Source organism: Sphingomonas lycopersici (genome assembly GCF_026130605.1).
Lineage (GTDB): Bacteria > Pseudomonadota > Alphaproteobacteria > Sphingomonadales > Sphingomonadaceae > Sphingomonas > Sphingomonas lycopersici.
Genome location: NZ_JANFAU010000013.1, coordinates 20,119 through 44,676, shown reverse-complemented (window position 1 = coordinate 44,676; position 24,558 = coordinate 20,119). Strand labels below are relative to the sequence as shown.

Genomic DNA, 24,558 nt, shown 5'->3' with positions numbered 1-24,558 from the left:
ATCAGGCGTGATCGATCACGATGCCGTCGATCTCATCGGCGACATCCTCGAATGCGTCGACGATCCGCTCGAGATGCTTGTACAACTCGCGCTCGACGACGAAGCGCAGCGTATCCTGCTTCCCGTAATTTTCGAGCGAGCGCTTGAGCCCGGCGCTGTGGATCTCGTCGGCATGCCCCTCGATCCGCACCAGCCGCTCGGTCAGCTCGTGGAGCCGGTCGCCGTTGCGGCTCACGTCGCGCAGCAGCGGCATCGCCTCCGCCGCGACGCGCGCGGCATCGAGCACGATCCCCGCCATGTCGCGCATCTCGGGCGCGAATTCGTTGACCTCATAGAGATCGATCGCCATCGCCGCGGCGTGCATCTCGTCGATCGTATCGTCGAGCGCGCCGATCAGCGCGGTGATCGAGGCGCGATCGAACGGGGTGAGGAAGGTCGAGCGCACCGTCTTGAGCACGTCGCGGGTGATCTGATCGGCGTCATGCTCGCGCTCGACGATCTCGCGGATATGCTCGCGCGCGGCGGGGCCGCCCTCCAGCAACCGCGCGGTCGCCTCGGCGCCGGCCAACACTGTCGCGGCATGCGCCTCGAACAGCTCGAAAAAATTGCCGGTCTTGGGCAGCAGGCGCTGGAACCAGGCGAACATCGAACGGACTCCCGAAATCGGTTGTTGGGTGACGAGCGACGACCGTCGCCGCACCGCCGCCTCGAATTGAGACGGCGCAAAAGAACGGATCAATTCGCGCAGATCGGGCTCGTCCACCGCATGCGCCGCATCGGCCAAGGTGAACCAGCGGCGCTCGCGTTGCGCCTGCTCCTTCCACGTCGTCAGCTCGCGCGTCACCGCGAGCGGAAAGACGTCGACGTCGATCATCAGCGACGCGCCGCTGCTGCGCCGCTTGCGATAGCGATAAGTGCCGAGCGGCACCGGGCACAGGGCACCGCTCACACCCGCCTCCTCCTCCGCCTCTTGCGCGGCGGCGACATGGAGCGAGGTTCCCGGTCCGATATTGCCCTTCGGCACGACCCAGCGGCCGGTGTCGCGCGACGTGATCAGCAGGACGCGGATTTCACCGTCCGGCGCGACGCCATCAAGGCGATAGGGTAAAGCGGCAATCTGGCGAATGGCCTGTCTCTTTGCGAATAGATCGTCTCGGCGGCCCCATATCCGCCCCGCACGCAAATGTCATCGCTGCGTAACAATGTGACGCGCGAAAGCCCGCCACGCAAGCGCGGCGTCGACAGGAACAGCCGCTATTTCAGTTTCTTGAGTTAAGGGAGATCGGCGCCATTTTCCGGCTACCCCGTTACCCCGGCCTTGTGCCGGGGTCCACCGGGAGGCATCGGCAGGACAAGCGGCTCTTGCTCCAAGGCGGGAGGCGCAGTGGACGCCGGCACAAGGCCGGCGTGACGAAGGGGCAAGCCGCCAAATATCATTGCCTTGCGGCTCAAAGACCGGGGGGGAATGCGGGTTTTGCCTAGCGAATAGTTGCACGCCCACAGCGCCGGCGAACCAGCGCCCCGATTATCATACGTGCAGCGGCGCGCCGACGCGCCGCCGGGACCGCTCAGATTCGACGGTGCTTACCGCCGTACCGACGGCCGATATATTCGCCCAACCGATTCATTTCGCTCGCCGCCGCGGCCGCGCCCTCGATGCAGCAGGGCAACGGATCGCCCGCATGATCGCTCGCGCGCGCTTCCACCTTCTCGCGCAATTCCTCGATATCTGCGCGGGTTAGCAGGTTCTTTTCGCGCAGCAGGCAGAGCAGGCTTTGTAAGATCACCAGGCTCTTGTCACCCGAATCGCCTACGCCCAGCTCGATCCTGTTCATCGCATCTCTCTCCTTTGCGTAGAGAGAGGATATGCCTGTTACGCGAAAAGGCAAGTCAGCGAAGTATTTTTTACTCCAGCCCGCCCCCCAGCGCGCGATAGAGCTCGACCAGATTGCTCGCGCGGGCAAGCCGCGTCGTCTGGAGCTGCTGGCGTGCGGCATAAGCGGTGCGCTGTGCATCGAGCGCGGTGAGGAACGAATCGACCCCGGCGCGATAGCGCGCGTCGGACAGATTCGCCGCGACATTGGCCGCCTCGACCCGTGCATTTTGCGCGGTGACCTGTTCGCCGATCGTCCCGCGCGTCGCCAGCGCGTCGGCGACCTCCTTGAACGCGGTCTGCACCGCCTTTTCATAGGTCGCGACCGCCGCCTGCTGCGACGCCTTGGCATAAGCGAGGTTGGCCGCGTTGCGCCCGCCGTCGAACAGCGGCAGCGCCGCGCTCGGCGCGCCGGTGTAGGTGAAGCTCCCTCCGGCGAACAGCCCCGAGAGCGCGGTCGAGATCGTGCCGAGCGTCGCGGTCAGCGAAATCTTGGGGAAGAACGCCGCGCGCGCCGCGCCGATATCGGCGTTCGACGCGATCAGCTGATGCTCGGCCTGCAACACATCGGGGCGGCGCAACAACACCTGCGACGACAGATCGGCGGGCAGCGCGTCGAGCGTCACCTTCCCGGCATCGAGCCCGGCGGGCAGCTGATCCGCGGGGATGGTCGTCCCGGCGAGCAGGTTGAGCGCATTCTGATCCTGCGCGATCCGGGTGCGCAGCGTCGCGATATCGTTGCGCGCGCTCTGATAGCTCGTCTCGGCCTGCCGCGCGGCCAGCTCGGAGGCGACGCCGATGCGGAATTGCGCGCGGGTCAGCTCGAGCGTCTGCTCGAATGCCTTGAGCGTCTCCTCGGCCAGCGCGAGCTGGTCGCGATCCGAAGCCAGCGTCAGCCACGCCGTCGCGATCTCCGCGATCAGGCTGATCCGCGTCGAGCGCTGCGCCTCCTCGCTCGCGAAGAAGCGCTCCTGCGCCGCGCGGCTGAGATTGCGGACCCGGCCGAACAGATCGAGCTCGAACGAGGAGAAACCGGCGCTGACCGAATAGATTTCGAGATTGTTCGACGGGCCGCCCGCCCCCGCTGCCGCGCCGCCGCCGAGGCTGGCGGCATTATTGGTATAGGTCGCGCCGCCGCTGATGCTGGTCGACGGCACCAGATCGGCGCGCTGGACATGATATTGCGCGCGCGCCTGGAGCACGTTGGCGGCGGCGACGCGCAGATCGCGGTTGTTGGCGAGCCCGGTCTCGATCACCTGGCGCAGTCGCGCGTCGGTGAAGAAATCGCGCCAGCCGATCCTGGTGACGTCGGGCGCGTCGCTCGCCGCGGCGGGATAGGGCCCGCCCTGCGGCAGCTCGGCCGGCACCGCGCCGACCGGCCGGACATATTTGGGCGCGAAATTGCACGCCGCCAGCGCGGTCGCGGCGGTCAGCGCGGTGAGGGTACGGAAACGGCGGGTCACGCGGTCACTCCTTGCGGCGCGGCATCGGGCGCCCCGTCATCATTATGGTCGTCGTCCTTGCCGTGACCGAACATCCGCAGCACCGCGACGAAGAACATCGGGACGAAGAAGATCCCCAGCGCGGTCGCCGACAGCATCCCGCCGACCACCGAGCGGCCGATCGCATGCTGCCCGCCCGCCCCGGCGCCGGCCGAGATCGCCAGCGGCAGCACGCCGAACACGAAGGCGAAGCTGGTCATCAGGATCGGCCGCAGCCGCAGCTTCGCCGCCTCGATCGCGGCGTCGAACGGCCGCATCCCGTCGGCGATCCGCTCCTCGGCGAATTCGACGATCAGGATCGCATTCTTCGCCGACACGCCGATCGTCGTGATCAGCCCGACCTGCAGATAGATGTCGTTGTTGAGCCCGGTCAGCGTCGCGGCGATGATCGCGCCGATCACCCCGAGCGGGACGACCAGCAGCACCGAGATCGGCACCGACCAGCTTTCGTACAGCGCGGCGAGGCACAGGAACACGATCAGCAGCGACAGGGCATAGAGCGCCGGCGCCTGCCCGCCCGACAGCCGTTCCTCATAGGAGAGACCGGTCCATTCGAGCGCGGTGCCCGGCGGCAGCTTCGCCTGCATCTCCTCCATCGCCTTCATCGCGGTGCCGGTGCTGACCCCGGCGCCGGCGCCGCCCTGCACCTCGACCGCGGGCAGGCCGTTGTAGCGGGTGAGCTGCACCGGCGCATTGGCCCAGCTCAGCGTCGAGAAGGCGGTGAACGGCACCATCTGCCCGTTCGCGCCGCGCACGTAGAAGCTGCCGATATCCTCGGGGCGCAGACGATAGGGCCCGTCGGCCTGGATATAGACGCGTTTCACCCGCCCGCGATCGATGAAATCGTTGACATAGGCGCCGCCCCAGGCGGTCGAGATGGTCGAATTGACCGCCGCGAGATCGAGCCCCAGCGCGCGCGCCTTGTCCTGATCGATATCGACCCGGAGCTGCGGCGCATCTTCCAGGCTGACCGGGCGGACCTGCGCGACGCGCTTGTCCTGCATCGACATGCCGAGCATCATGTTGCGCGCCTGGACGAGCTTCTCGTGCCCGATGTTGCCGGTATCGACCAATTGCAGGTCGAACCCGGTGGCGTTGCCGAGCTCGGTCACCGCCGGCGGCACCAGCGCGAAGATCATGCCGTCCTTATATTGCGAGAATGCCCCCATCGCGCGCCCGGCGATCGTCTGCGCCTTGTTCGCCGTGCCGGGGCGCTCGTCCCACGGCTTCAGCTTGACGAAGGCGATACCGGCGTTCTGCCCCTGCCCCGAGAAGCTGAAGCCGTTGATCGTGAACACCGATTCGACGCCCTGCTCGCTCCTGAAATGGTTGCGCACCAGATCGAGCCCCTTGTCGGTACGCGCGCTGGTCGCGCCCGACGGCCCCTGCACCAGCGCGAGCACGATGCCCTGATCCTCGTCGGGCAGGAAGGCGCTCGGCATCCGGTAGAACAGGAAGCCCATCCCGACCACGATCAGCAGATAGAGGACGAACGAACGCTTCCAGTTGCGCGCGGTGGTCCGCACGCCCTTTTCGTAGCGCACCTGGCCGCGTTCGAACTTGTCGTTGAACCAGCGGAAGAAGCGCGCGAGCAGGCCATCGCCTTCGTGCTTGGTCGGATCGTGCGGCTTGAGGATCGTCGCGCACAAGGCCGGGGTGAGGATCAGCGCGACCAGCACCGACAGCACCATCGCCGAGACGATCGTGATCGAGAACTGGCGATAGATCACCCCGGTCGATCCGCCGAAGAACGCCATCGGCAGGAATACCGCGGAGAGCACCATGCCGATGCCGACCAGCGCGCTGCTGATTTCGTCCATCGACTTGCGCGCCGCATCGCGCGGGCTGAGCCCCTCGGTGGTGATCAGCCGTTCGACATTCTCCACCACGACGATCGCGTCGTCGACCAACAGGCCGATCGCCAGCACCATGCCGAACAAGGTCAGCGTGTTGATCGTGAACCCCGCGACCGCCATCATCGCGAAGGTGCCGAGCAGCACCACCGGCACCGCGATCGTCGGCACCAGGGTCGCGCGCAAATTCTGCAGGAACAGGAACATGACGAGGAAGACGAGGACGACCGCCTCGAACAAGGTCTCGACCACCTGCTTGACCGACAGCCGCACGAACGGCGTGGTGTCATAAGGATAGACGACCGCGACGTCGCTCGGCAGCCCGCGCGACAGCTCGGCCACCCGCGTCTTCACCGCGTCGACGGTGGCCAGCGCATTGGCGCCGGAGGCGAGCTTGACGCCGAAGGCCGCCGCGGGAAGGCCGTTGAACCGCGAATCGAACCCGTAATTTTCCGCGCCCAGCTCGACCCGCGCGACATCCGACAGACGCACCACCGAGCCGTCCGCGCCGTTCTTGAGCCGGATCGCGCCGAATTGCTCGGGGGTCTGCAGCCGCGACTGGACCGAGACGGTGGCGTTGAGCATCTGCTCCTTGGGCGCCGGCTGCGCGCCGATCTGCCCCGCCGAAACCTGCGCATTCTGCGCCTGCACCGCGTTGGTGACGTCGGCGATCGTCAGCTGATAGGCGTTGAGCTTGAGCGGATCGACCCAGATGCGCATCGCATATTGCGAGCCGAAGGTCTGGATCTCGCCCACGCCGTTCACCCGGCTGATCGGATCCTGCAGCTTCGACACCACCATATCGGCGAGGTCGGTCGCGCTATGCGAGCCGTCCTTCGAATAAAGCCCGACGATGACGAGGAAGTTCGCCGACGATTTCTGCACCTGCAGGCCCTGCTGCTGCACCTCGCGCGGCAACAGCGGCGTCGCGGCCTGCAATTTGTTCTGCACCTGGACCTGCGCGATATCGGGGTTGGTGCCCTGTTCGAAGGTCAGCGTGATCGTCACCGTCCCCGCCGAGGAGGAGGATGACGAGAAATAGCGCAGGTGATCGATGCCCTTGAGCTGCTGCTCGATGATCTGCGTCGTGGTGCGTTCGAGCGTCTCGGCGTCGGCGCCGGGATAGACCGCGCTGATCGACACCGCGGGCGGCGCGATCTCGGGGAATTGCGCGACCGGCAGCGAGCGGATCGCGATCGCGCCCGCCAGCATCATGATGATCGCGATGACCCATGCGAAAATGGGTCTGTCGATGAAAAAGCGTGCCATCGGGGATTACTTCGCCTGCGCCGGCGCGGCGGCCGGCTTGCCCGCCGACGCCGCCTTGGGCGAATAAGGCACCGGCTTCACCGGCATCCCCGGCTGGAGCATCATGCCGCCCTCGATGATCACCCGGTCGCCCGGCTTGATCCCGCCGGTGACCAGCCACGAATCGCCCACCGTCCGCGACGTTTCGAGCTGGCGCTGTTCGACCTTGTTGCCCTGCCCGACGACCATCACCGTCGCATGGCCGCGATCGTCGCGCCCGACGGCGCGCTGCGGCACCAATATCCCCTCGGCCTTGGTCCCTTCGACCAATTGCGCGCGGACGTACATGCCGGGCAGCAGCAACCCCTTCGGATTGGCGAAGCGGATGCGGATCGCCTGGCTGCCGGTAGTCGGATCGACCGTCACGTCGGTGAACTTCAGCTCGCCCTCGATCGGATAGACCGAACCGTCCTCAAGCTTGAGCTGGACGCGCGCCGCGCCGCCCTCGCGCGCGATCTCGCCGGCCATGATCCGCTGCCGGAGCTTGAGCACCTCGGCGCTCGATTGCTGGACGTCGACATAGATCGGATCGAGCCGCTGGATCGTCGTCAGCGCATTGGCCTGCGCCGCGGTGACCAGGGCACCGGTGGTGAAATCGGACCGCCCGATCCGCCCGGAAATCGGCGCGCGGATCGTGGTCCGCGCCAGATCGATCTGCGCGGTGCGCAGCGCGGCTTCCTGCGCGGCAACATCGGCGCGCGCCTGCTGCGCCTGCGTCACCGCATTCTCATAATCCTGCCGGGCGATCGCGTTGATCTTGACCAGCTCGCCATAGCGCCGCGCGAGCGCGGCGGTCGAGGCGATCGCGGCATGCGCGCGGCCCAGCGCGGCGCGCGCGCTGGCCACCGAGGCCTGATAGGGCTGCGGATCGATGCGGTAGAGCGGCTGCCCCTGGCGCACCTGATCGCCCTCCTCGAACAATCGCGCGAGGATCAGCCCGTTGACCTGCGGCCGGACGTCCGAGCTTTCATAGGCCACGGTGCGGCCCGGCAGCTCGGTGGTCAGCGTCACCGGCTGGGTCCGCACGGTGACGACGCTCACCTCGGCCGGTCCCTGCTGCTGCGGTGCGGCACCCTGGCCGCAGGCGGAAAGCAGCAGCACGGCCGCAAGGGCAGGCGCGAATTTCCTCATGAACGTCCCCGATTTTTATGCTAATGCGTGAGTGATCGATCACTCACAATTTGCGCCAGATACGCCCGCCCATAATTGAGAGCAAGCCCGAAAGATCCATGAACGGAGGAAAATTTTTGCGCTGCAGCATCGACGACCGTTCCAGCCGAGCCGCGCAACGGCGCGCGCATATCCTTGAAATATCGCGCCGTTTGTTCATCGAAAACGGATTCCACGGCACCGGCGTGGCGCAGATCGCCAGCGCCTCCGGGGTCAAGGTCGGCCAGATCTACCGCGACTTCGCGTCCAAGGAAGACATTGTCGCCGCGATCGCCGCGCGCGACCTGTCGCGCTTTCTCGACGAGGCCGCGCTCGATCATGCGATCCGCGTCGGCGACATCGCCGGCATCCGCGCGTGGATCCTCACTTTCGTCAGCTATAGCGACGATTTCGAGGGCTATCGGCTGATGCCCGAGATCATGGCCGAATCCGCGCGCAATCCGCGCATCGCCGCGGTGCTGGCGACGCTGAGCGACCAGATCCAGAATACCCTGCTCACCGCGCTCGCCGCCTGCGCCCCGGGCGACCGCTATGCCACGGCGCGCGCCGATCTTGCCGATCTGATCAACACCTTGGGCGGCGGGCTGTGCCAGTGGATCGTCGTCACCGCGCAACAGGGGCGCGATTTCCGGCGGTTGTGCGCGCAACTGAGCACGATCATCGAGCGCGAACTCGATGCGCTGATCGCACGGACTAAGGAGCGCTCGCCCTTTCACGTCATCTCCTCGACCGAAACGCCCCCCAGCCCAGCCTGACGGGCGCGCAACGCGGGTTTCCCGCGCGCGCAATGATAATGACGCAGCGCAGCACGAACTGCCTCACAACTTTTTACGCCGGCAATGACGCTCCCCCGCCGTCCCGGCCCGCGCCGGCGCGACGAGGCGAACGGGGAAAAGGGGGGCGCCATTTTCCGGCCGCCTCTCAGCTCACCGGCTGCGGCATCAGCGCATCATCGATCTCTCGCGCGCGCGCCGCGGCTTCGCGCCCCATGATCCGCGCGACATAGGCGTCGAACGCATCGCGCTGCGGCAACGTGCCGAACTGCATGCCCCAGGCGATATGGCTGCCGACGAACACGTCGGCCGCGGTGAAGCGGTCGCCCGCGATATAGGGATTGGCCTTCACCGCCCCTTCGAGCGCGTCGACGACATGGTCGAGCGAGCCATAGCCCACCATCCGCTGCTGATCGGCGGTCGGCGCGACCCCCAGCGCCTTGTCCGCTGTCACCGCCTCGAGCGGACCGGCGGCGAAGAACATCCAGCGGTAGTAGTTGGCACGCTCCGCCGCGGTCGGCGCGAGCCCGGCCTCGGGAAACGCCTCCGCAAGATAGGCGACGATCGCCGCGCCCTCGGTCACCGCGCGGCCGTTGTGGACGATTGCCGGCACCTTCCCCATCGGGTTGATCGCCAGATAATCCGGCCCCTTCATCGTCGTGCCGTAATCGAGCACCACCGTTTCATAGGGTGCGCCCACCTCCTCCAGCATCCAGCGGGCGACACGCCCGCGCGACATCGGATTGGTGTAGAAAATCAAGTCGCTCACGCCATCATCTCCTATCGATTCGCATGGAACAAATTAGGAACATTTGCAGCATCAGGCGTCAAGATATTTGTGCAGGAAGGCGATCGTGCGCCCCCAGGCGAGATCGGCGGCGGGCTTGTTGTAGCGCTCCGCCGAGGTGTCGTTGTTGAAGGCGTGATCGACCCCGGAATAGGTGAACGCCTCGACCGTCTTCCCCGCCGCCTTGAGCGCGGCGACCCACGGCTCGCCGGTCTGCGCGACGCGCGCGTCCTTGCCGGCATAATGGAGCAGCATCGGTGCCGCGACCTTCACCGCCTCCGCCGGGGCCGGCGCCGGGCCGTAATAGGCCACCGCCGCGTCGATCGCCGCGCCGCCCGCCACCGCCAGCCGGTCGACCAGCGCGCCGCCCCAGCAGAAACCGACGATACCGCCCTTCCCGCTGGTCGCCGCGCCTTTCTTGGCTTCGGCAAGGATCTCCAGCCCCTGCGCGATGACCAGATCGTAATCGGCGTGGGCGATCATGTCGCGCGCACGATCCTCATTGGCGGGGGTCCCGCCCTGCGGGCCGAGGAAATCGGGCGCGACGACGCGGAAACCGGCCAGCGCGACGCGCCGCGCGACATCGCGGATATGATCGTTGAGCCCGCGATTCTCGTGGATCACCATCACCGTGCCGAGCGGTTTGCCGCCGGTCTTGGGCCGCGCGAGATAGACGATCGAGGGCTTGCCCGCCGCGGTGGCGTGAACCGTGCGGGTAATCAGCCGGGCATCGTCGGGCGGCGTGATCGACGCGGCGGCAGGCGCGGCCCCGATCCCGGCGATCAACGCCTCGGCCGCCGCGACCGACCCGGCCAGCGCGGTCATCTCGCGCAGCAGGGTGCGGCGATCGCGATGCTCGTGGGTATAGGCGTCATACAGCCGGACGGCGCGATCGCGCAGCGACGGATCGGTCATAACCACACTCCGATTCGCCCCCCGGCGGCGGGCGGATCATAATGAGGTAGGGCCGATATGGAAGCACTTGGATCGCCCCCGGATCGAGGCCGGGGTGACGATCGGGTGATCTCAGGCCCGGGCGAACCACCACACGCCGTCGCGCGTCTCGCAGATCGCGCGCCCCTCGATCTCCAGCCGGCGCAGATGCGCGAGCGCCTCGCCGGTCGCCATGCCGATCACCTCGGGGCCGATCGGCCGGCGGAACAATGTGGCGAAGCAATCGACCGCGCGCAGCGGCCCTTCGGCCATCAGATCGACCAGCGCATCGAGCCGCTCGCGATGTTCGCGATCGAGCGCATCGAGCCGCGCATGAAGCCCGTAGAACGGGTCGCCATGCCCCGGCAGGACGAGCAGGTCATCGGGCAATTGCTTGAACTTGGCGATCGATTCGAGCCAGTCGCCGAGCGGATCGTCGTTGATCTGGCTGGCGTGGATCGAAACGTTCGAGCTGATCCGCGGCAACACCTGATCCCCGGAAATGAGGATATGCCGCTCATAATCGACGAGGCAGGCATGTTCGGGGCTGTGCCCGGTGCCGGTGACGACCTGCCAGTCGGCGCCGCCGATGCGCAGCGTCTCGCCGTCGCGGATGCGGTGGTAGCGCAGCGGCAGCCGCGAGATCATCTTGGCGAAATTGGACCAGCCCGCCCCGGCGCCGCGCGCCACCTGCGCCTCGTCCCACCCCGCACCGCGCCAGAAATCGAGCTGTTCCTGCGGCACATCGGGACGCGCATCGGCGGACAGCATCCGCGCCATCAGCCATTCGGTGCGCGTCATCACCAGCGGCGCGTCGTCGAACCGGCGCGAGAGCCAGCCGGCGAGGCCGATATGATCGGGATGAAGGTGGGTGCCGAGCACCCGCGAGATCCGCGTCCCCGCGAGCGGGCCGTCGAGGATCGTGTTCCACGCCTCGGTCGAACGCGGCGAGGCGGTGCCGGTATCGATCGCCATCGCGGCGCCGTCGCCATCGTCGAGGATCAGCCCGTTGACGTGCTTGAGCGGGCCCGACATCGGCACGCGCCACCAGCGGATACCCTCCGCCACGGTGAGCAGCTCGCCCGGCAGCGGCCCGCGCTCGCCGAAGGGAAAGGTCAGGCCGGCGTGGCTGGTGGGGGTCAGCCCTTCGTCGCCGATCAGGGTGCGCTGGATATTGACTGGCATCGGCGCGACCGTGCCACCGCGACGCATCCGCGTCACGCGCTTTTCTCAAACGAGCGGCTTAGAAGTTATCGCACCCGTCACCCCGGCCCTGAGCCGGGGTGACGGGGTGGAATCAATGCTTGAACGGATCCTCGAACCCGAGATCGTTCGCTTCCTCGCCCGCCGCTTCGGCATCGCGCGCCGCCTGCTGGCGCTCGGCGCGGAGCTGTTCGATCAGCGCCTCGCGGTCACCCTCGAGCCGGTGGTCGGTCGGCGCCGCCTCGACGCCCGAGGCCTTGGCCGCCTTGGCCACCGCCGCATCGAGCTCGCGCTGGGTGGTGAGACCCAGGGTCACCGGGTCCTTGGGGACGATATTGGCGATGTTCCAATGCGTCCGCTCGCGGATCGCCTGGATCGTGCTGCGCGTCGTGCCGATCAGCGTCGAGATCGTGCCGTCCGAAATCTCGGGGTGGTTGCGGATGATCCAGGCGATGCCGTCGGGCTTGTCCTGCCGCTTGGACACCGGGGTGTAGCGCGGGCCCTTGGTGCGGCGCACCTGCTCCGGCCCCTTGGTCATCTTGAGGCGATAATCGGGGTTGGCCTGCCCCTTTTCGATCTCGTCCATCGTCAGTTCGTGCGCACGCACCGGATCGCGCCCGGTAAGCCGGGTGCCGGCGGTATCGTCGGCGATCGCCTGCACCTCAAGGATGTGCAGGCCGCAGAAATCGGCGATCTGCTCGAAGCTGAGCGCAGTGTTATCGACCAGCCAGGAAGCGGTCGCATGGGGCATGAGCGGCTGGGCCACGGCGAAAACTCCGTCGGAAACAAATAGGGCCGCCCCTTACCGGAGCGGCCACCTCACGCCCGCCGACTTAGTGCGACGCGCGCCTTAGGGCAAGTCATCAAGCCGCCAATGCCGCCGGAACCGGCGCCAGAGCGGCCAGAAACTGCTCGGCGCTCGCCCGCCAGGTGAATTTCGCCCCCAGTTCGGCGCAGCGCCGCGGGTCGAGCGCCAGCGCGCCAGCGATCGCGGCGGCGAGATCGTGATGCATCACCCCGCTCTCCGCGGTCAGCACGTCGACCGGCCCGGTCACCGGATAGGCCGCGACCGGGGTGCCGCACGCCAGCGCCTCGATCATCACCAGCCCGAAGGTGTCGGTGCGGCTGGGGAAGACGAGCACGTCGGCAGTGCGATAGGCCGCCGCCAATTCCTCGCCGAAGCGGCTGCCGAGGAAATGCGCCTGCGGGAAGCGCGCTTCGAGCGCGGCGCGCGCCGGCCCGTCGCCGACCACTACCTTGCTGCCGGGATGATCGGCGGCGAGGAAGGCGGCGACGTTCTTCTCCACCGCGACCCGCCCGACATAGAGCATGATCGGCCGCGGCAGCGCGGCGAGCGCGGCATCGAGCCGGCCGTGCGCGCGGAATTCGGCCGAGACCCCGCGCCCCCAGCGCCGCGCCTGCGTAAGCCCGTGCGCCGCCAGCGTCGCCTCGATCGTCGCGGTCGAGGCGAGGATGCTCTGCGCCGGCGAATGGAACCAGCGGATATAGCGCCACACCCATTCGGGGTTGGCCCCGGTGCGCGCCGCGACATAATCGGGGAATTGCGTGTGATAGGCGGTGGTGAACGGCCGCCCCCGCGCGACGCACCAGCGCCGCGCCGCGACGCCGAGCGGGCCTTCGGTGGCGATATGCACCGCCTCCGCGCCGAATTCGGCGATCCGCCCGCCCACCGCACGCGTCCCGGCGAGCGCGAGGCGGATCTCGGGATAGGTCGGGCACGGCAGCGAGCGGAACGCGTCGGGCGCGATCACCCCCACATCATGCCCCATCGCGCGCAATTCCTGCGTGACCGCGTCAAGCGTGCGGACCACGCCGTTGACCTGCGGCGCCCACGCATCGGTGACGATCGCGACGCGCATCGTCACGCCGCCAGCGCGACGATTGTATCGGGCGCGCGCGCCGCGATCTCGTCGGCCCAGTGGAGCACCTCCATCCGCCCGTCGAAATGCTCGACCAAGGCGGTGCAGCCCTCCACCCAATCGCCGTCGTTATAATAATTCACCCCGGCGATCTCGCGGATCTCGGCGGTGTGGATATGCCCGCACACCACCCCGTCCACCCCGCGCGCGCCGGCGGCATGTGCGACGACTTCCTCGAAATGCGAGATGAACGCGACCGCATTCTTGACCCGCGCCTTGGCGTGTTTCGACAGCGACCAATAGGGCATGCCGAAACGCCGGCGGAAGGCGTTGACCCAGCGGTTCAGCACCATCAACGCGGTGTAGGCGGTGTCCCCGACATGCGCGAGCCAGCGGTGCGCCAGCGTGATCGCGTCGAATTCGTCGCCGTGGAGCACGAGCAGCCGGCGCCCGTCGGCGGTTTCGTGGATCGCCTTGCGACGGATCGCGATGCCGCCGAAGTCGAGCCCGGAGAACTGACGGAACACCTCGTCGTGATTGCCGGGGATGTAGATCATCCGCGTCCCGCGCCGCGCGCGCTTGAGCAGCCGCCACACAACGTCGTTATGCGCCGCGGGCCAGTAGAATTTCTTCTTGAGCCGCCAGCCGTCGATGATGTCGCCGACGAGATACATCGTCTCGCTGTCGACATGATCGAGGAAGTCGATCAGCATATCGGCATTGCAGCCGCGCGTGCCGAGATGGATGTCGCTGATCCAGATCGTGCGATAGCGCCGCCGCTCGGTCACCACGCGCTCGGGCTGGTTCGGACGGCTGTTGGTGAAGTCGGTAAAATCGGCGAGCTCACCGATAGTTGCGATCGTTTTCACGGTCGTCGGCATAGGGGCCCTCCCTCAAGGCCCCCTATGCCCGCCGCGTGTTACGCCCGTATCTCGCGGCGATGACGGTTTGAAGTCAGGGACACGCCTCTCCCCTCGCTTCACCAGGGAGGGGAGCGGTCCGCTTTCACGCGCCCATCGCCACATGCCGCGGCAAGGCCGCGACGCGCGCCAGCCACGCCTCGACCGCGGGATAGCGCGACAGATCGAACCCGCCTTCGCCCGCGACATGGGTATAGGCATAGAGCGCGATATCGGCGAGCGTGAAGCGCCCCGCGGCGAACCAGTCGGTGCGCGCCAAATGCGCCTCCATCAGCGCCAGCGCGTCATGCCCGGCCGCTTCCTTGGCGGGGAGCGCGGCGCGCTGCGCTTCGCTCAAATTCGCCTCGCCGATGAAGGCGCGCCAGAAGCGCAAGGTCGCGATATTGGGCTCGTGATTATATTGCTCCCAGAACATCCAGCGCAGCATGTCGGCATGATCGAAGCGATCGTGCGGGATCAGCGCCGAACCATATGCGAGATAGACGCACGCCGCGCCACTTTCGGGCAGATAATCGTCCCCCGCCTGCAACACCGGGATACGCCCGTTGGCGCTCACCTCCGACAGGAACGCCGGGGTCCGCGTCTCGCCACGCAGGATGTCATAGCCGCGCCGCTCGAGCGGAATGCCGAGATGCGCCGCAACGAGGCGGATTTTGTAGCAATTGCCCGACGGGGCATATTCGTGAAGGATCAGGCCGCTCATGCCGCGACCCTGCCGCGCGCCGACGCCGCGCGCAAACGAAAGCCGCGGCGCGGGTGAAAAGTCCCGCTTATGCGTCCATCGTCAGCACGATCTTGCCGACATGATCGCCCGCCTCCATCCGGCGGTGCGCCTCGGCCGCGTCGGCGAGCGGATAGGTGCGGTCGATCACCGGGCGCAGCCGCCCGCCCTCGACATAAGGCCAGACGGTGCGGCGCAATTCCTCCGCGACCAGCGCCTTGAATCCGACGGAGCGCGGGCGCAGCGTCGATCCGGTCAGCGTCAGCCGCCGGCGCATGATCTCGAAGATCGGGATCGTCGCGACCGGCCCGGCCTGGATCGCGATCGAGACGTGGCGGCCGTCGTCCGCCAGGCACTTCATGTTGCGCGGGACATAATCGCCCCCGACCATATCGAGCACCGCCGCGACGCCCTTGCCGCCGGTGATCTCCCCGACCCGCTCGACGAAATCCTCGCGGCGATAGTTGATCGCATGATCCGCGCCGAGCTTCTTCGCCGCCGCGACCTTCTCGTCCGACCCGACGGTGACGATGATCTCCAGCCCGAAGATATTGGCGAGCGCGATCGCCATCGTCCCGATCCCGCTGGTCCCGCCGTGGACCAGCACGGTATCACCCTCCACCGCAAAGGCGCGCTCGAACAAATTGGTCCACACGGTGAACAATGTCTCGGGGATCGCCGCCGCCTCGACCAGCGTCACCACCTCGGGCACCGGCAGGCACAGGCCGGCATCGGCGACGGCATATTGGGCATAGCCGCCCCCCGCGACGAGCGCGCAGACGCGTTGCCCGAGCAGCGCCTCGTCCGCCCCCGCGCCCAGCGCGACCACCGTGCCCGACAATTCCAGCCCGGGAATCGACGGCGCCCCCGGCGGCGGCGGATAGGCGCCGAGCCGTTGCACCACATCGGGCCGGTTGACCCCCGCCGCGGCGACGCGGATCAGCACCTCGCCCGCGCCGGGACGCGGCACCGCGCGCTCGACCGGCACCAGCACCTCCGGCCCGCCGGGCGCAGCGGGATCGATCGCGATCATCGTCGCCGGAATTTCGTTCATCTGTATCAATCCCCTGTTCGGGTTCCTTATTGACTTCGCCCCTTCGGGGGTCAACGTTTGCACCGTGGACCTAGACGATATCCTCGGCCCCCGGCCCGACGATCCGCTGACCGCGCTGCTGCGCGAGGACCTCGATCGCCTTTCGGTGGCGGAACTGGAAGCACGCGTCACCGCATTGGAGGGCGAAATCGCGCGCTGCCGGGCCAAGATCAGCGGCGCCGTTAACCACCGCGCAAGCGCAGAAGCTCTATTCAAGCGATGAGCGCTGGCGCACCGGGTCGGCGCGTTGCTTCCGGTGCGGAAGGCCCCAGCGCTTGATGCGGGGCCCCACCCTCCCGACATATCAGGCAAGGGGCCACGCATTGTGTCGCGGCCCGTCAGGAGTAACGTAATGCCATCCTTTGCCAGCGCCCTCGAAACCACGCTGCACAAAGCGCTCGAGGCCGCATCCTCCCGCCGGCACGAATATGCGACGCTGGAGCATCTGCTCCTCGCGCTGATCGACGATGAGCACGCCAGCCAGGTGATGGCGGCCTGCGGCGTCGATCTGGGCGAGCTCAAGTCCACCGTCGCGCATTATCTCGATACCGAGCTAGGTGCGCTCAAGGTCGAGGCCGCGACCGATCCCTCGCCGACCAGCGGCTTTCAGCGCGTCGTCCAGCGCGCGATCCTCCACGTCCAGTCCTCGGGCCGCGACGAGGTGACCGGCGCCAATGTGCTCGTCGCCCTGTTCTCGGAGCGCGAGAGCTATGCGGTCTATTTCCTCCAGCAGCAGGACATGAGCCGGCTCGATGCGGTGAGCTTCATCAGCCACGGCGTCGGCAAGGGCGCCGCGGCGGCCGAGGCGACCCCGCCGCGCGGCGCCGAAGAAGAGAAGAAGGAAAAGATCGAGCCCAAGCAGAAGGGCGAAAGCGCGCTCAAGCAGTTCACCGTCGATCTCAACGAGAAGGCGAAGAACGGCAAGGTCGATCCGCTGATCGGCCGCGGGCCGGAGGTCGATCGCACGGTGCAGATCCTGTGCCGCCGCTCGAAGAACAACCCACTCTATGTCGGCGATCCCGGCGTCGGCAAGACCGCGATCGCCGAGGGGCTGGCGCGCAAGATCGTTGAGGGCGACGTGCCCGACGTGCTCAAGCCGGCGGTGATCTATTCGCTCGATATGGGCGCATTGCTCGCCGGCACGCGCTATCGCGGCGATTTCGAGGAGCGGCTGAAGCAGGTCGTCAACGAGCTTGAGAAGCTCCCCGACGCGATCCTGTTCATCGACGAGATCCACACCGTGATCGGCGCCGGGGCCACCTCCGGCGGGGCGATGGACGCGTCCAACCTCCTCAAGCCCGCGCTGTCGGGCGGGACGATCCGCTGCATCGGCTCGACCACCTACAAGGAGTTCCGCAACCATTTCGAAAAGGATCGCGCGCTGCTGCGCCGGTTCCAGAAGATCGACGTCAACGAGCCGACGATCGAGGATACGATCAAGATCCTCGCCGGGCTGCGCTCCGCCTTCGAGAATCATCACAGCGTGAAATATACGCCTGATGCGATCAAGTCGGCGGTCGAGCTGTCGGCGCGCTACATCAACGACCGCAAATTGCCCGACAAGGCGATCGACGTGATCGACGAGGTCGGCGCGATGCAGATGCTGGTGCCGCCGTCGAAGCGCAAGAAGACGATCACCCCGAAGGAAATCGAGGCGGTGATCGCGACGATGGCGCGCATCCCGCCGAAAACCGTCAGCACCGACGACAAGAAGGTGCTGGAAACGCTGGAGACCGATCTCAAGCGCGTGGTGTTCGGGCAGAATAAGGCGATCGAGAATCTGTCCTCGGCGATCAAGCTCAGCCGTGCCGGGCTGCGCGATCCCGAAAAGCCGATCGGCTGCTATCTGTTCACCGGCCCGACCGGCGTGGGCAAGACCGAGGTGGCGAAACAGCTCGCCTCGATCCTCGGCATCCCGCTCCAGCGCTTCGACATGTCGGAATATATGGAGCGGCATTCGGTCAGCCGGCTGATCGGCGCCCCCCCGGGCTATGTCGGCTATGATCAGGGCGGCCTGCTCACCGACGCGGTCGACCAGAACCCGCATGCCGTGCTGCTGCTCGACGAAATCGAAAAGGCGCACCCGGATCTTTACAACATCCTGTTGCAGGTGATGGACAACGGCAAGCTCACCGATCACCACGGCAAGACGGTCGATTTCAGGAACGTCATCCTGATCATGACCACCAATGCCGGGGCGAGCGACATGGCGCGCGAGACGCTGGGCTTCGGCAACCTCACCCGCGAAGGCGAGGACGAGCAGGCGGTGCAACGCATGTTCACGCCGGAATTCCGCAACCGGCTCGATGCGGTGGTGCCGTTCGGCTACCTCCCGCCCGAGGTGGTCGCGCGGGTGGTGGACAAGTTCATCCTCCAGCTCGAACTCCAGCTCGCCGACCGCGATGTCCACATCAAGCTCGCCGACGAGGCGCGCCAGTGGCTGACCGACAAGGGCTATGACAAGCTCTACGGCGCGCGGCCGATGAGCCGGCTGATCCAGGAGAAGATCAAGCAGCCGCTGGCCGAGGAACTGCTGTTCGGCAAGCTCGTCCACGGCGGCGAGGTGACGGTGAAATTGAAGGACGGCGCTTTGTCGTTCGAGATCGTCCCCGCCGCGCCGAAAAAGCCGCGCAAGAAGGGCGGCAAGGCGGAGCCGGTCAAGGCCTGATCCGCCGACCGATCGAGCGAATGAATGATTGCCGGCGGTGCCTCCGAACACGAGGCGCCGCCGGTTTTTTTGCGGCCCCCCTCTCCCCGTTCGCCCTGAGCTTGTCGAAGCCCTGCCCTGTCTTCCGCGGAGGAAGCACAGCCCTTCGACAAGCTCAGGGCGAACGGCGGAACTGCGCCGCCGGGCCAAGTCGTTACGCCTTTGTAAGAAATAACTTTCGCCGGCATTAACGATCTGTTGGCCGCTCGCCGCTAGAGCGTCGTCCATGCCCGCTCGTTCAGCGTTCAGGATCGTCTTTCGGGCGTTGTTCGCGCTCATCGCGACTCTGGCGGCCGTCCCGACAGCGGCGCAAAGCGGGCTGGTCGGGCGCGATGTCCCGATCTGCATCGCGCCTGCCCGACCCGGCGACACCGCGGCGGCGATGCTGCGCGCCGATCGGCGCTACGATTGCACCCGCGCGCAAACCTCGTTCGGCGCGGGCGACTTCTGGGTGCGATCCGCGCCACTCTCGACCCGCGCCTGGGCGGTGCGCAGCGGCAGCCTGTGGCAGGACGAAGCGACGCTCTACATCGTCTATGGCGACGGCGTCGTGCTCAGCCAGCGGATGAACGGCCATGACGCGACCCGCGCGATCCGGCTCGGCGCGATCTTCGAACGTGCGCTGCCGGCCCGTGAAGCGCCGGTGACGCGGCTGATGTGGCATGTCCGCGGCGCAGCCAATCTGCGCGGCATCGTCCTCGCGCCGCACCTCGCCACCGCGCGCGAGAGCGTCCGGTCCGACATGCTGCTCGGCGCGCTCTACAGCGCGTTCGGCGGGCTGTGCCTGGCGCTGCTGATCTACAATCTCGCTTTGTGGGGGGCGCTGCGCCACGGGTTCCAGCTCGCTTATTGCGCGATGGTCGCAGGGCTGATGCTCTATGCCTTCTCGTCGTCGGGAGCGATGGCCTGGGTGTTTCCGGGGCTGGAGAACAACGATCGGCTGCGGATCAATTATGCGATGCTGTCGATCGCGGCGGTCTGCGCTTTGGCCTTTGCGCGCAGCTTCTTCGGCGCGCATGTCTTCAAGGGCTGGCTGGCGCGCGCGTCGGATATCGTCGCCGCATTGCTGCTGGTCGCCGCGACCGCGCTCGTCGTTCTGGCACCGTGGCGCATCACCCTGCTCGACCACATCTATGCGATGAGCTTCGTCGCGCTGATCGCGCTGGTGCCGTTCATCCTCTGGCGCGCGTGGCGCGATCGCAGCAACTATCTGTGGATCTACACGATTTCCTGGGCGGCCCCGGTCGTGCTGGCGGGGATGCGCGCCGCGGGCAATTTCCACCTGCTCGGCTGGAGCTTCCTGCTCGACAATTCGACGATCCTGTCGATGACGATCGAGGCGACGCTCTCCAGCCTCGCGATTGCCTATCGCTTCCGGCTGATCACCGCCGAGCGCGACGAGGCGCGCGAGCAGGAGATCGCCGCGCGGCTGCTCGCCGACGCCGATCCGCTGACCGGGCTGCTCAACCGGCGCGGTTTCCTGCGCAGTGCGATCGGGCGTGATCGGGCGCATCTGCTGGTCCTCGCCGATATCGATCACTTCAAGCTGGTCAACGACACGCTCGGGCATGACGGCGGCGACGAAGTCCTGCGGATCGTCGCTCGCGCGCTGCGTGCCGCCGCGCCGCCGGATGCGTTGGTCGCACGGCTCGGCGGGGAGGAATTCGCACTGCTGATCCCCGATCGCGGCCATGATCTCGCCGCCGACGTGCTGGCGCGGGTCCGCACCGAGCGGATGCCGTTCGACATTTCGGTCACGGTCTCTCTCGGCACCTGCCACGGCCCAATCGCCAGCGAGGACGATTGGAAGACGCTCTATCGCCATGCCGATCAGGCATTGTTCGCCGCCAAGGCGGCCGGGCGCGATCGCGTGCGCCACGCCATCGCGCCGATCGCCGCCTGACTCTTTCCAGCGCGCCCGGAATCGGGTAATATACTGCGATGCAACGCCGCCGCGCCGCCTTCTTCCTTGCCATCGTGCTTGCGCTGGCCGTCGCGGCGGAGCGGCGTCCGCTGATCTCGGTGAATCTGGCCGGCGAATCGCCGATCGCAACCAGCCAGCCCGCGGCGCAGGCGACGATCAACCTCGGCGTGGTCGGGCTGTCGCTGCTGCTGCACTGGAACCGCGGGCGCTAACCGCAGCCTGCTTGCCCTTTGACGGCCCCTGCCGCATAGCGCCCGCATGGCGTCAAACCCCGAGGATAATGCAATCGCTTCGATGACGTTCGAGGCCGCGCTGCGCGAGCTCGAAGCGATCGTCCACAAGCTCGAATCCGGCGAAACCCCGCTCGCCGAGGCGATCGACCTGTATGAGCGCGGCAATGCGCTGCGCGCGCGCTGCGCCGAGCGGCTCGATGCGGCACAGGCACGGATCGAGGCGATCCGGCTCGACGCGGAAGGCCGCGCCACCACCACGCCGTTCAACGCCGGATGAGCGCCTCCCCCGCGCTTCAGGCGGCGCTGGCCGAGATTGCCACCGAGATCGACGCGCGTTTCGACCAGTTCCTCGCCGTCCCGGACGATCCCCGCGCCGATCTCTATCGCGCGATGCGCCACGCCGCGATCGGCGGCGGCAAACGGCTGCGCCCGCTGCTCGTCCACGCCACCGCGCAGATTTTCGGCTGCGATCGCGATTGCATCGCGCGGGTCGGCACCGCGATCGAGGCGATCCACGTCTATTCGCTGATCCACGACGATCTGCCCGCGATGGACGACGACGACATGCGCCGCGGCAAGCCGACCGTCCACAAGGCGTTCGACGAAGCGACCGCGATCCTCGCCGGGGACAGCCTGCAGGCGCTCGCCTTCGAGATTCTCGCCGATCCGGCGACTCACCCCGATCCCTTCGTCCGCGCCGAGCTGACGCTCGATCTCGCGCGCGCCGCCGGCCCGGCGGGGATGTGCGGCGGGCAGGCGATGGACCTCGGCGCGGCGCGCGCGGGCTTCGATCTTGCGATGGTCGGGCGGCTCCAGGCGCTCAAGACCGGCGCGCTGATCGCCACCTCGGTCGAGGCGGGCGCGATCCTCGGCCGCGTCGCGCCGGAAGGGCGCACCGGGCTGCGCGGCTATGCGCGCGACATCGGGCTCGCCTTCCAGATCGTCGACGACCTGCTCGATGTCGAGGGCGACGAGGCGGCGGCGGGCAAGAAGCTACGCAAGGATGCCGACGCGGGGAAGGAAACCTTCGTCTCGCTGCTCGGCATCGAACCGGCGCGCGAACGCTCGCGGCTGCTGATCGATCAGGCGATCGCGCATTTGCGCCATTACGGCCGCGAGGCCGACCTGCTACGCGATATCGCGCGTTTCGTGCTGGAAAGGGATCGATAAACCCATGAGCATCCGCATCGGCGTCTATCCCGGCACGTTCGACCCGATCACGCTTGGGCATATGGACATCATCCGGCGTGGCGCGAAGCTGGTCGACCGGCTGGTGGTGGGGGTGACGACCAACCCCTCCAAATCGCCGATGTTCTCGCTGCCCGAGCGGATGGCGATCGTCGAGCGCGAGGTGGCGGCGATCGAGGCCGATATCCGCGTGGTCAGTTTCGATTCGCTGCTGATGGATTTCGCCGAGCGCGAAGGCGCCGGGGTGATCGTGCGCGGGCTGCGCGCCGTTGCCGACTTCGAATACGAATATCAGATGGCGGGGATGAACCAGCAGCTCAACGACCGGATCGAGACGGTCTTCCTGATGGCCGATGTCGCGCTCCAGCCGATCGCCTCGCGGCTGGTGAAGGAGATCGCGATCTTCGGCGGGGAGATCGGCAAGTTCGTCACCCCCGCGGTGCGCGAGGAAGTGACGGCGCGGGTCCAGGTGCTCGGCCGGCGCGGCAGCGGGGTTTGAAGGTTCAGATTGGCGCAAGCGTCGCTATGCTTTAGCTGCGGAGCAGCGTTCCGGGGCGCTGGCGCGATGGAATCGAGCGGGAAAGTCGGATTGATGCGTTTCTTGGGTGTAGTGGCGATCCTTGGCGTGCTGATTGCACCGCCGGCCTTCGCCAAGAAGGAAAAGAAGAACACGGTGGTGCTGACCACCGAGACCGCGACGCGCGCCGCGCCACCGGCGATCACCGATACGACCAACCAATGGCTGCTCGATCTGTCGGACGGCGGGCGGGTGACGATCCTGCTGCGCCCCGACGCCGCGCCGCTGATGGTCGAGCGGATCAAGACGCTGACCCGCCAGCATTTCTATGACGGCCTCACCTTCCATCGGGTGATCGACGGCTTCATGGCGCAGGGCGGCGACCCCAAGGGCGACGGCACCGGCGGCTCGACGCTTCCCGACGTGAAGGCCGAGTTCAATTATCTGCCACACGTCCGCGGCGCGGTCGCCGCGGCGCGCGCGCAGGCCGACGACAGCGCCAACAGCCAATTCTACATCGTGCTCCAGCCCAAGCTGGCGCTCGATCACAAATATACCGTGTTCGGCCGGGTGCTCGACGGGATGCAATATGTCGACGCGATCGAGCGCGGCGAGCCGCCCGCCAACCCGACGCGCATCCTCCACGCCTATATCGCGAGCGACAACCCCCCGCCTTATCAGGCCGCGCCGCCGCCCGCCGTCAATCCGGCCGCGGTGCTCGGCCCGGTCTCGCTGCCGGGGGCGAAGCCCGCGCCCACGCCGGCCGCAAAGCCGGCGCCGAAGAAGAAGCCGTAAGACGAACCGGATCCGCCATTCCCGTTCGCCCTGCGCTTGTCGAAGCGCGTCCCGTCGCTCGTGAGGTGGGGCCGCGCTTCGACAAGCGCAGGGCGAACGGATTTACTTCGCGCACGTTGCGCTAAAGACGAAGCCCGACCCCGATGAACGTCGATCTGTTCGATTTCACGCTGCCGCCCGAGCGGATCGCGCTGCGCCCCGCCGCGCCGCGCGATTCGGCGCGGATGCTGGTGGTGCGCGGCGACACGCTCGCCGACCGGATCGTCAGCGATCTGCCGGGCGAGTTGCGCGCCGGCGACCTGCTCGTCTTCAACGATACCCGCGTGATCCCGGCACAACTCGAGGGGATGCGCGGCGCCGCACGTGTCGGCGCGACGCTCCACAAGCGCGAAGGCCCGCGCCGCTGGCGCGCCTTCGTCCGCAACGCCAAGCGCGTCCGCGACGGCGATACGATCGATTTCGGCGCCGGGGTCAGCGCGGTGGCGAGCGATCGCGGCGCGGACGGCAGCATCGCGCTCGATTTCGCGGGCGACGAACCGGTCGAGCTGCTGCTCGAGCGCGCCGGCCGCATGCCCCTCCCGCCCTATATCGCCGCCAAACGCCCGACCGACGCGCGCGATGCCGATGATTATCAGACGATGTTCGCGCGGCGTGCCGGGGCGGTCGCCGCCCCTACCGCGGCGCTGCATTTCACCCCGGCCCTGCTCGACGCGCTGGCGATGGCGGGGATCGGGCATGTCACGCTGACGCTGCATGTCGGCGCGGGCACCTTCCTGCCGGTCAAGGCCGACGACACCGACGATCACGTGATGCACGCCGAATGGGGCCGCATCGACCGCGCCACCGCCGATCGCCTCAACGCGACCCGCGCGGCGGGCGGTCGGGTGATCTCGGTCGGCACCACCTCGCTGCGGCTGATCGAGAGCGCGGCGGATGCGGACGGCATCGTCCACCCGTTCGAGGGCGATACCGCGATCTTCATCACCCCCGGCTATCGCTTCCGCGGGATCGACGGGCTCGTCACCAACTTCCATTTGCCGCGCTCGACCCTGTTCATGCTGGTCTCGGCGCTGATGGGGCTCGATCGGATGCAGGCGGCCTATGCCCATGCGATCGAGCACGGCTATCGCTTCTATTCCTACGGTGACGCTTCGCTGCTGCTGCCTTAAGCGCGCTAT

Annotated in this window: 23 protein-coding genes; 10 read left to right on the top strand and 13 right to left on the bottom strand. The window is 67.4% G+C overall.

Annotation, left to right across the window (positions count from 1 at the left end; all coding sequences use genetic code 11):
* Position 1: 1 nt before the first annotated feature.
* The 5 genes from NED98_RS19350 to NED98_RS19330 all read right to left on the bottom strand — a co-directional run bounded on the left by NED98_RS19350 (position 2) and on the right by NED98_RS19330 (position 7,667).
* On the bottom strand, positions 2 to 1,126 hold the full coding sequence (locus tag NED98_RS19350; RefSeq protein WP_179513716.1) for a DUF47 family protein: 1,125 nt from the start codon (positions 1,124 to 1,126) through the stop codon (positions 2 to 4).
* Positions 1,127 to 1,568: 442 nt separating this feature from the next.
* A complete protein-coding gene (locus NED98_RS19345; protein ID WP_179512341.1) occupies positions 1,569 to 1,835 on the bottom strand; it encodes a hypothetical protein in 267 nt (88 codons plus the stop codon).
* A gap of 70 nt (positions 1,836 to 1,905) precedes the next feature.
* Positions 1,906 to 3,336 carry an efflux transporter outer membrane subunit gene (locus NED98_RS19340; RefSeq protein ID WP_265314097.1) on the bottom strand — a complete coding sequence of 477 codons (1,431 nt, stop codon included), beginning with the start codon at positions 3,334 to 3,336 and terminating at the stop codon, positions 1,906 to 1,908.
* A complete protein-coding gene (locus tag NED98_RS19335) occupies positions 3,333 to 6,497 on the bottom strand; it encodes an efflux RND transporter permease subunit (protein WP_265269555.1) in 3,165 nt (1,054 codons plus the stop codon). The genes NED98_RS19340 and NED98_RS19335 overlap by 4 nt, the downstream gene beginning before the upstream one ends.
* A 6-nt stretch (positions 6,498 to 6,503) precedes the next feature.
* Positions 6,504 to 7,667, bottom strand: a complete 1,164-nt coding sequence (locus NED98_RS19330) for an efflux RND transporter periplasmic adaptor subunit (protein WP_265269556.1) — start codon at positions 7,665 to 7,667, stop codon at positions 6,504 to 6,506.
* Positions 7,668 to 7,765: 98 nt separating this feature from the next.
* On the opposite strand from NED98_RS19330, the gene NED98_RS19325 reads away from it, so the two are divergent.
* Positions 7,766 to 8,461, top strand: coding sequence for a TetR/AcrR family transcriptional regulator (locus tag NED98_RS19325; protein ID WP_265269557.1), 696 nt, complete (start codon positions 7,766 to 7,768; stop codon positions 8,459 to 8,461).
* Positions 8,462 to 8,627: 166 nt separating this feature from the next.
* Here the strand turns inward: NED98_RS19325 and NED98_RS19320 are convergent, their stop codons facing one another.
* From NED98_RS19320 to NED98_RS19285, 8 genes are all read right to left on the bottom strand, one after another.
* A complete protein-coding gene (locus NED98_RS19320; RefSeq protein WP_265269558.1) occupies positions 8,628 to 9,248 on the bottom strand; it encodes a glutathione S-transferase family protein in 621 nt (206 codons plus the stop codon).
* Positions 9,249 to 9,299: 51 nt separating this feature from the next.
* Positions 9,300 to 10,181 carry a dienelactone hydrolase family protein gene (locus NED98_RS19315; protein ID WP_265269559.1) on the bottom strand — a complete coding sequence of 294 codons (882 nt, stop codon included), beginning with the start codon at positions 10,179 to 10,181 and terminating at the stop codon, positions 9,300 to 9,302.
* A 111-nt stretch (positions 10,182 to 10,292) separates the two neighbouring features.
* Entirely contained in the window at positions 10,293 to 11,411 is a 1,119-nt protein-coding gene (locus tag NED98_RS19310) for an MBL fold metallo-hydrolase (RefSeq protein WP_265314146.1), read from the bottom strand.
* An 85-nt stretch (positions 11,412 to 11,496) separates the two neighbouring features.
* Positions 11,497 to 12,168 (bottom strand): cell cycle transcriptional regulator TrcR, encoded by a 672-nt coding sequence (locus NED98_RS19305; protein WP_179512348.1) that lies wholly within the window; start codon positions 12,166 to 12,168, stop codon positions 11,497 to 11,499.
* Between the two features lie 97 nt (positions 12,169 to 12,265).
* Entirely contained in the window at positions 12,266 to 13,282 is a 1,017-nt protein-coding gene (locus NED98_RS19300) for a glycosyltransferase family 4 protein (protein WP_265314145.1), read from the bottom strand.
* A 2-nt stretch (positions 13,283 to 13,284) separates the two neighbouring features.
* Positions 13,285 to 14,163: a UDP-2,3-diacylglucosamine diphosphatase gene (locus NED98_RS19295; protein WP_265269560.1), complete on the bottom strand. Its 879-nt coding sequence runs from the start codon at positions 14,161 to 14,163 to the stop codon at positions 13,285 to 13,287.
* Between the two features lie 124 nt (positions 14,164 to 14,287).
* On the bottom strand, positions 14,288 to 14,905 hold the full coding sequence (locus NED98_RS19290) for a glutathione S-transferase family protein (RefSeq protein WP_265314096.1): 618 nt from the start codon (positions 14,903 to 14,905) through the stop codon (positions 14,288 to 14,290).
* A gap of 67 nt (positions 14,906 to 14,972) precedes the next feature.
* Positions 14,973 to 15,977, bottom strand: a complete 1,005-nt coding sequence (locus NED98_RS19285; protein ID WP_265269562.1) for an NAD(P)H-quinone oxidoreductase — start codon at positions 15,975 to 15,977, stop codon at positions 14,973 to 14,975.
* Between the two features lie 64 nt (positions 15,978 to 16,041).
* Here NED98_RS19285 and NED98_RS19280 point away from each other — a divergent pair, with 64 nt between their 5' ends.
* From NED98_RS19280 to queA, 9 genes are all read left to right on the top strand, one after another.
* Positions 16,042 to 16,239: a DUF1192 domain-containing protein gene (locus NED98_RS19280; RefSeq protein ID WP_179512354.1), complete on the top strand. Its 198-nt coding sequence runs from the start codon at positions 16,042 to 16,044 to the stop codon at positions 16,237 to 16,239.
* Positions 16,240 to 16,368: 129 nt separating this feature from the next.
* Positions 16,369 to 18,684, top strand: a complete 2,316-nt coding sequence (gene clpA / locus NED98_RS19275) for an ATP-dependent Clp protease ATP-binding subunit ClpA (protein ID WP_179512355.1) — start codon at positions 16,369 to 16,371, stop codon at positions 18,682 to 18,684.
* A 265-nt stretch (positions 18,685 to 18,949) separates the two neighbouring features.
* Positions 18,950 to 20,626 (top strand): GGDEF domain-containing protein, encoded by a 1,677-nt coding sequence (locus NED98_RS19270; protein WP_265314095.1) that lies wholly within the window; start codon positions 18,950 to 18,952, stop codon positions 20,624 to 20,626.
* Positions 20,627 to 20,664: 38 nt separating this feature from the next.
* Complete coding sequence (locus NED98_RS19265) at positions 20,665 to 20,859, top strand: hypothetical protein (RefSeq protein ID WP_179512357.1); 195 nt, start codon at positions 20,665 to 20,667, stop codon at positions 20,857 to 20,859.
* A gap of 46 nt (positions 20,860 to 20,905) precedes the next feature.
* A complete protein-coding gene (locus tag NED98_RS19260; protein ID WP_179512358.1) occupies positions 20,906 to 21,157 on the top strand; it encodes an exodeoxyribonuclease VII small subunit in 252 nt (83 codons plus the stop codon).
* Entirely contained in the window at positions 21,154 to 22,050 is an 897-nt protein-coding gene (locus NED98_RS19255) for a polyprenyl synthetase family protein (protein WP_265314093.1), read from the top strand. Before NED98_RS19260 ends, NED98_RS19255 begins: the two co-directional genes overlap by 4 nt.
* A 4-nt stretch (positions 22,051 to 22,054) precedes the next feature.
* Positions 22,055 to 22,567 (top strand): pantetheine-phosphate adenylyltransferase, encoded by a 513-nt coding sequence (coaD, locus tag NED98_RS19250; RefSeq protein ID WP_179512360.1) that lies wholly within the window; start codon positions 22,055 to 22,057, stop codon positions 22,565 to 22,567.
* A 93-nt stretch (positions 22,568 to 22,660) separates the two neighbouring features.
* Positions 22,661 to 23,380, top strand: coding sequence for a peptidylprolyl isomerase (locus NED98_RS19245; RefSeq protein WP_265314092.1), 720 nt, complete (start codon positions 22,661 to 22,663; stop codon positions 23,378 to 23,380).
* 143 nt (positions 23,381 to 23,523) lie between these two features.
* A complete protein-coding gene (queA, locus tag NED98_RS19240) occupies positions 23,524 to 24,549 on the top strand; it encodes a tRNA preQ1(34) S-adenosylmethionine ribosyltransferase-isomerase QueA (RefSeq protein WP_265314091.1) in 1,026 nt (341 codons plus the stop codon).
* The last annotated feature ends 9 nt before the right edge of the window (positions 24,550 to 24,558 follow it).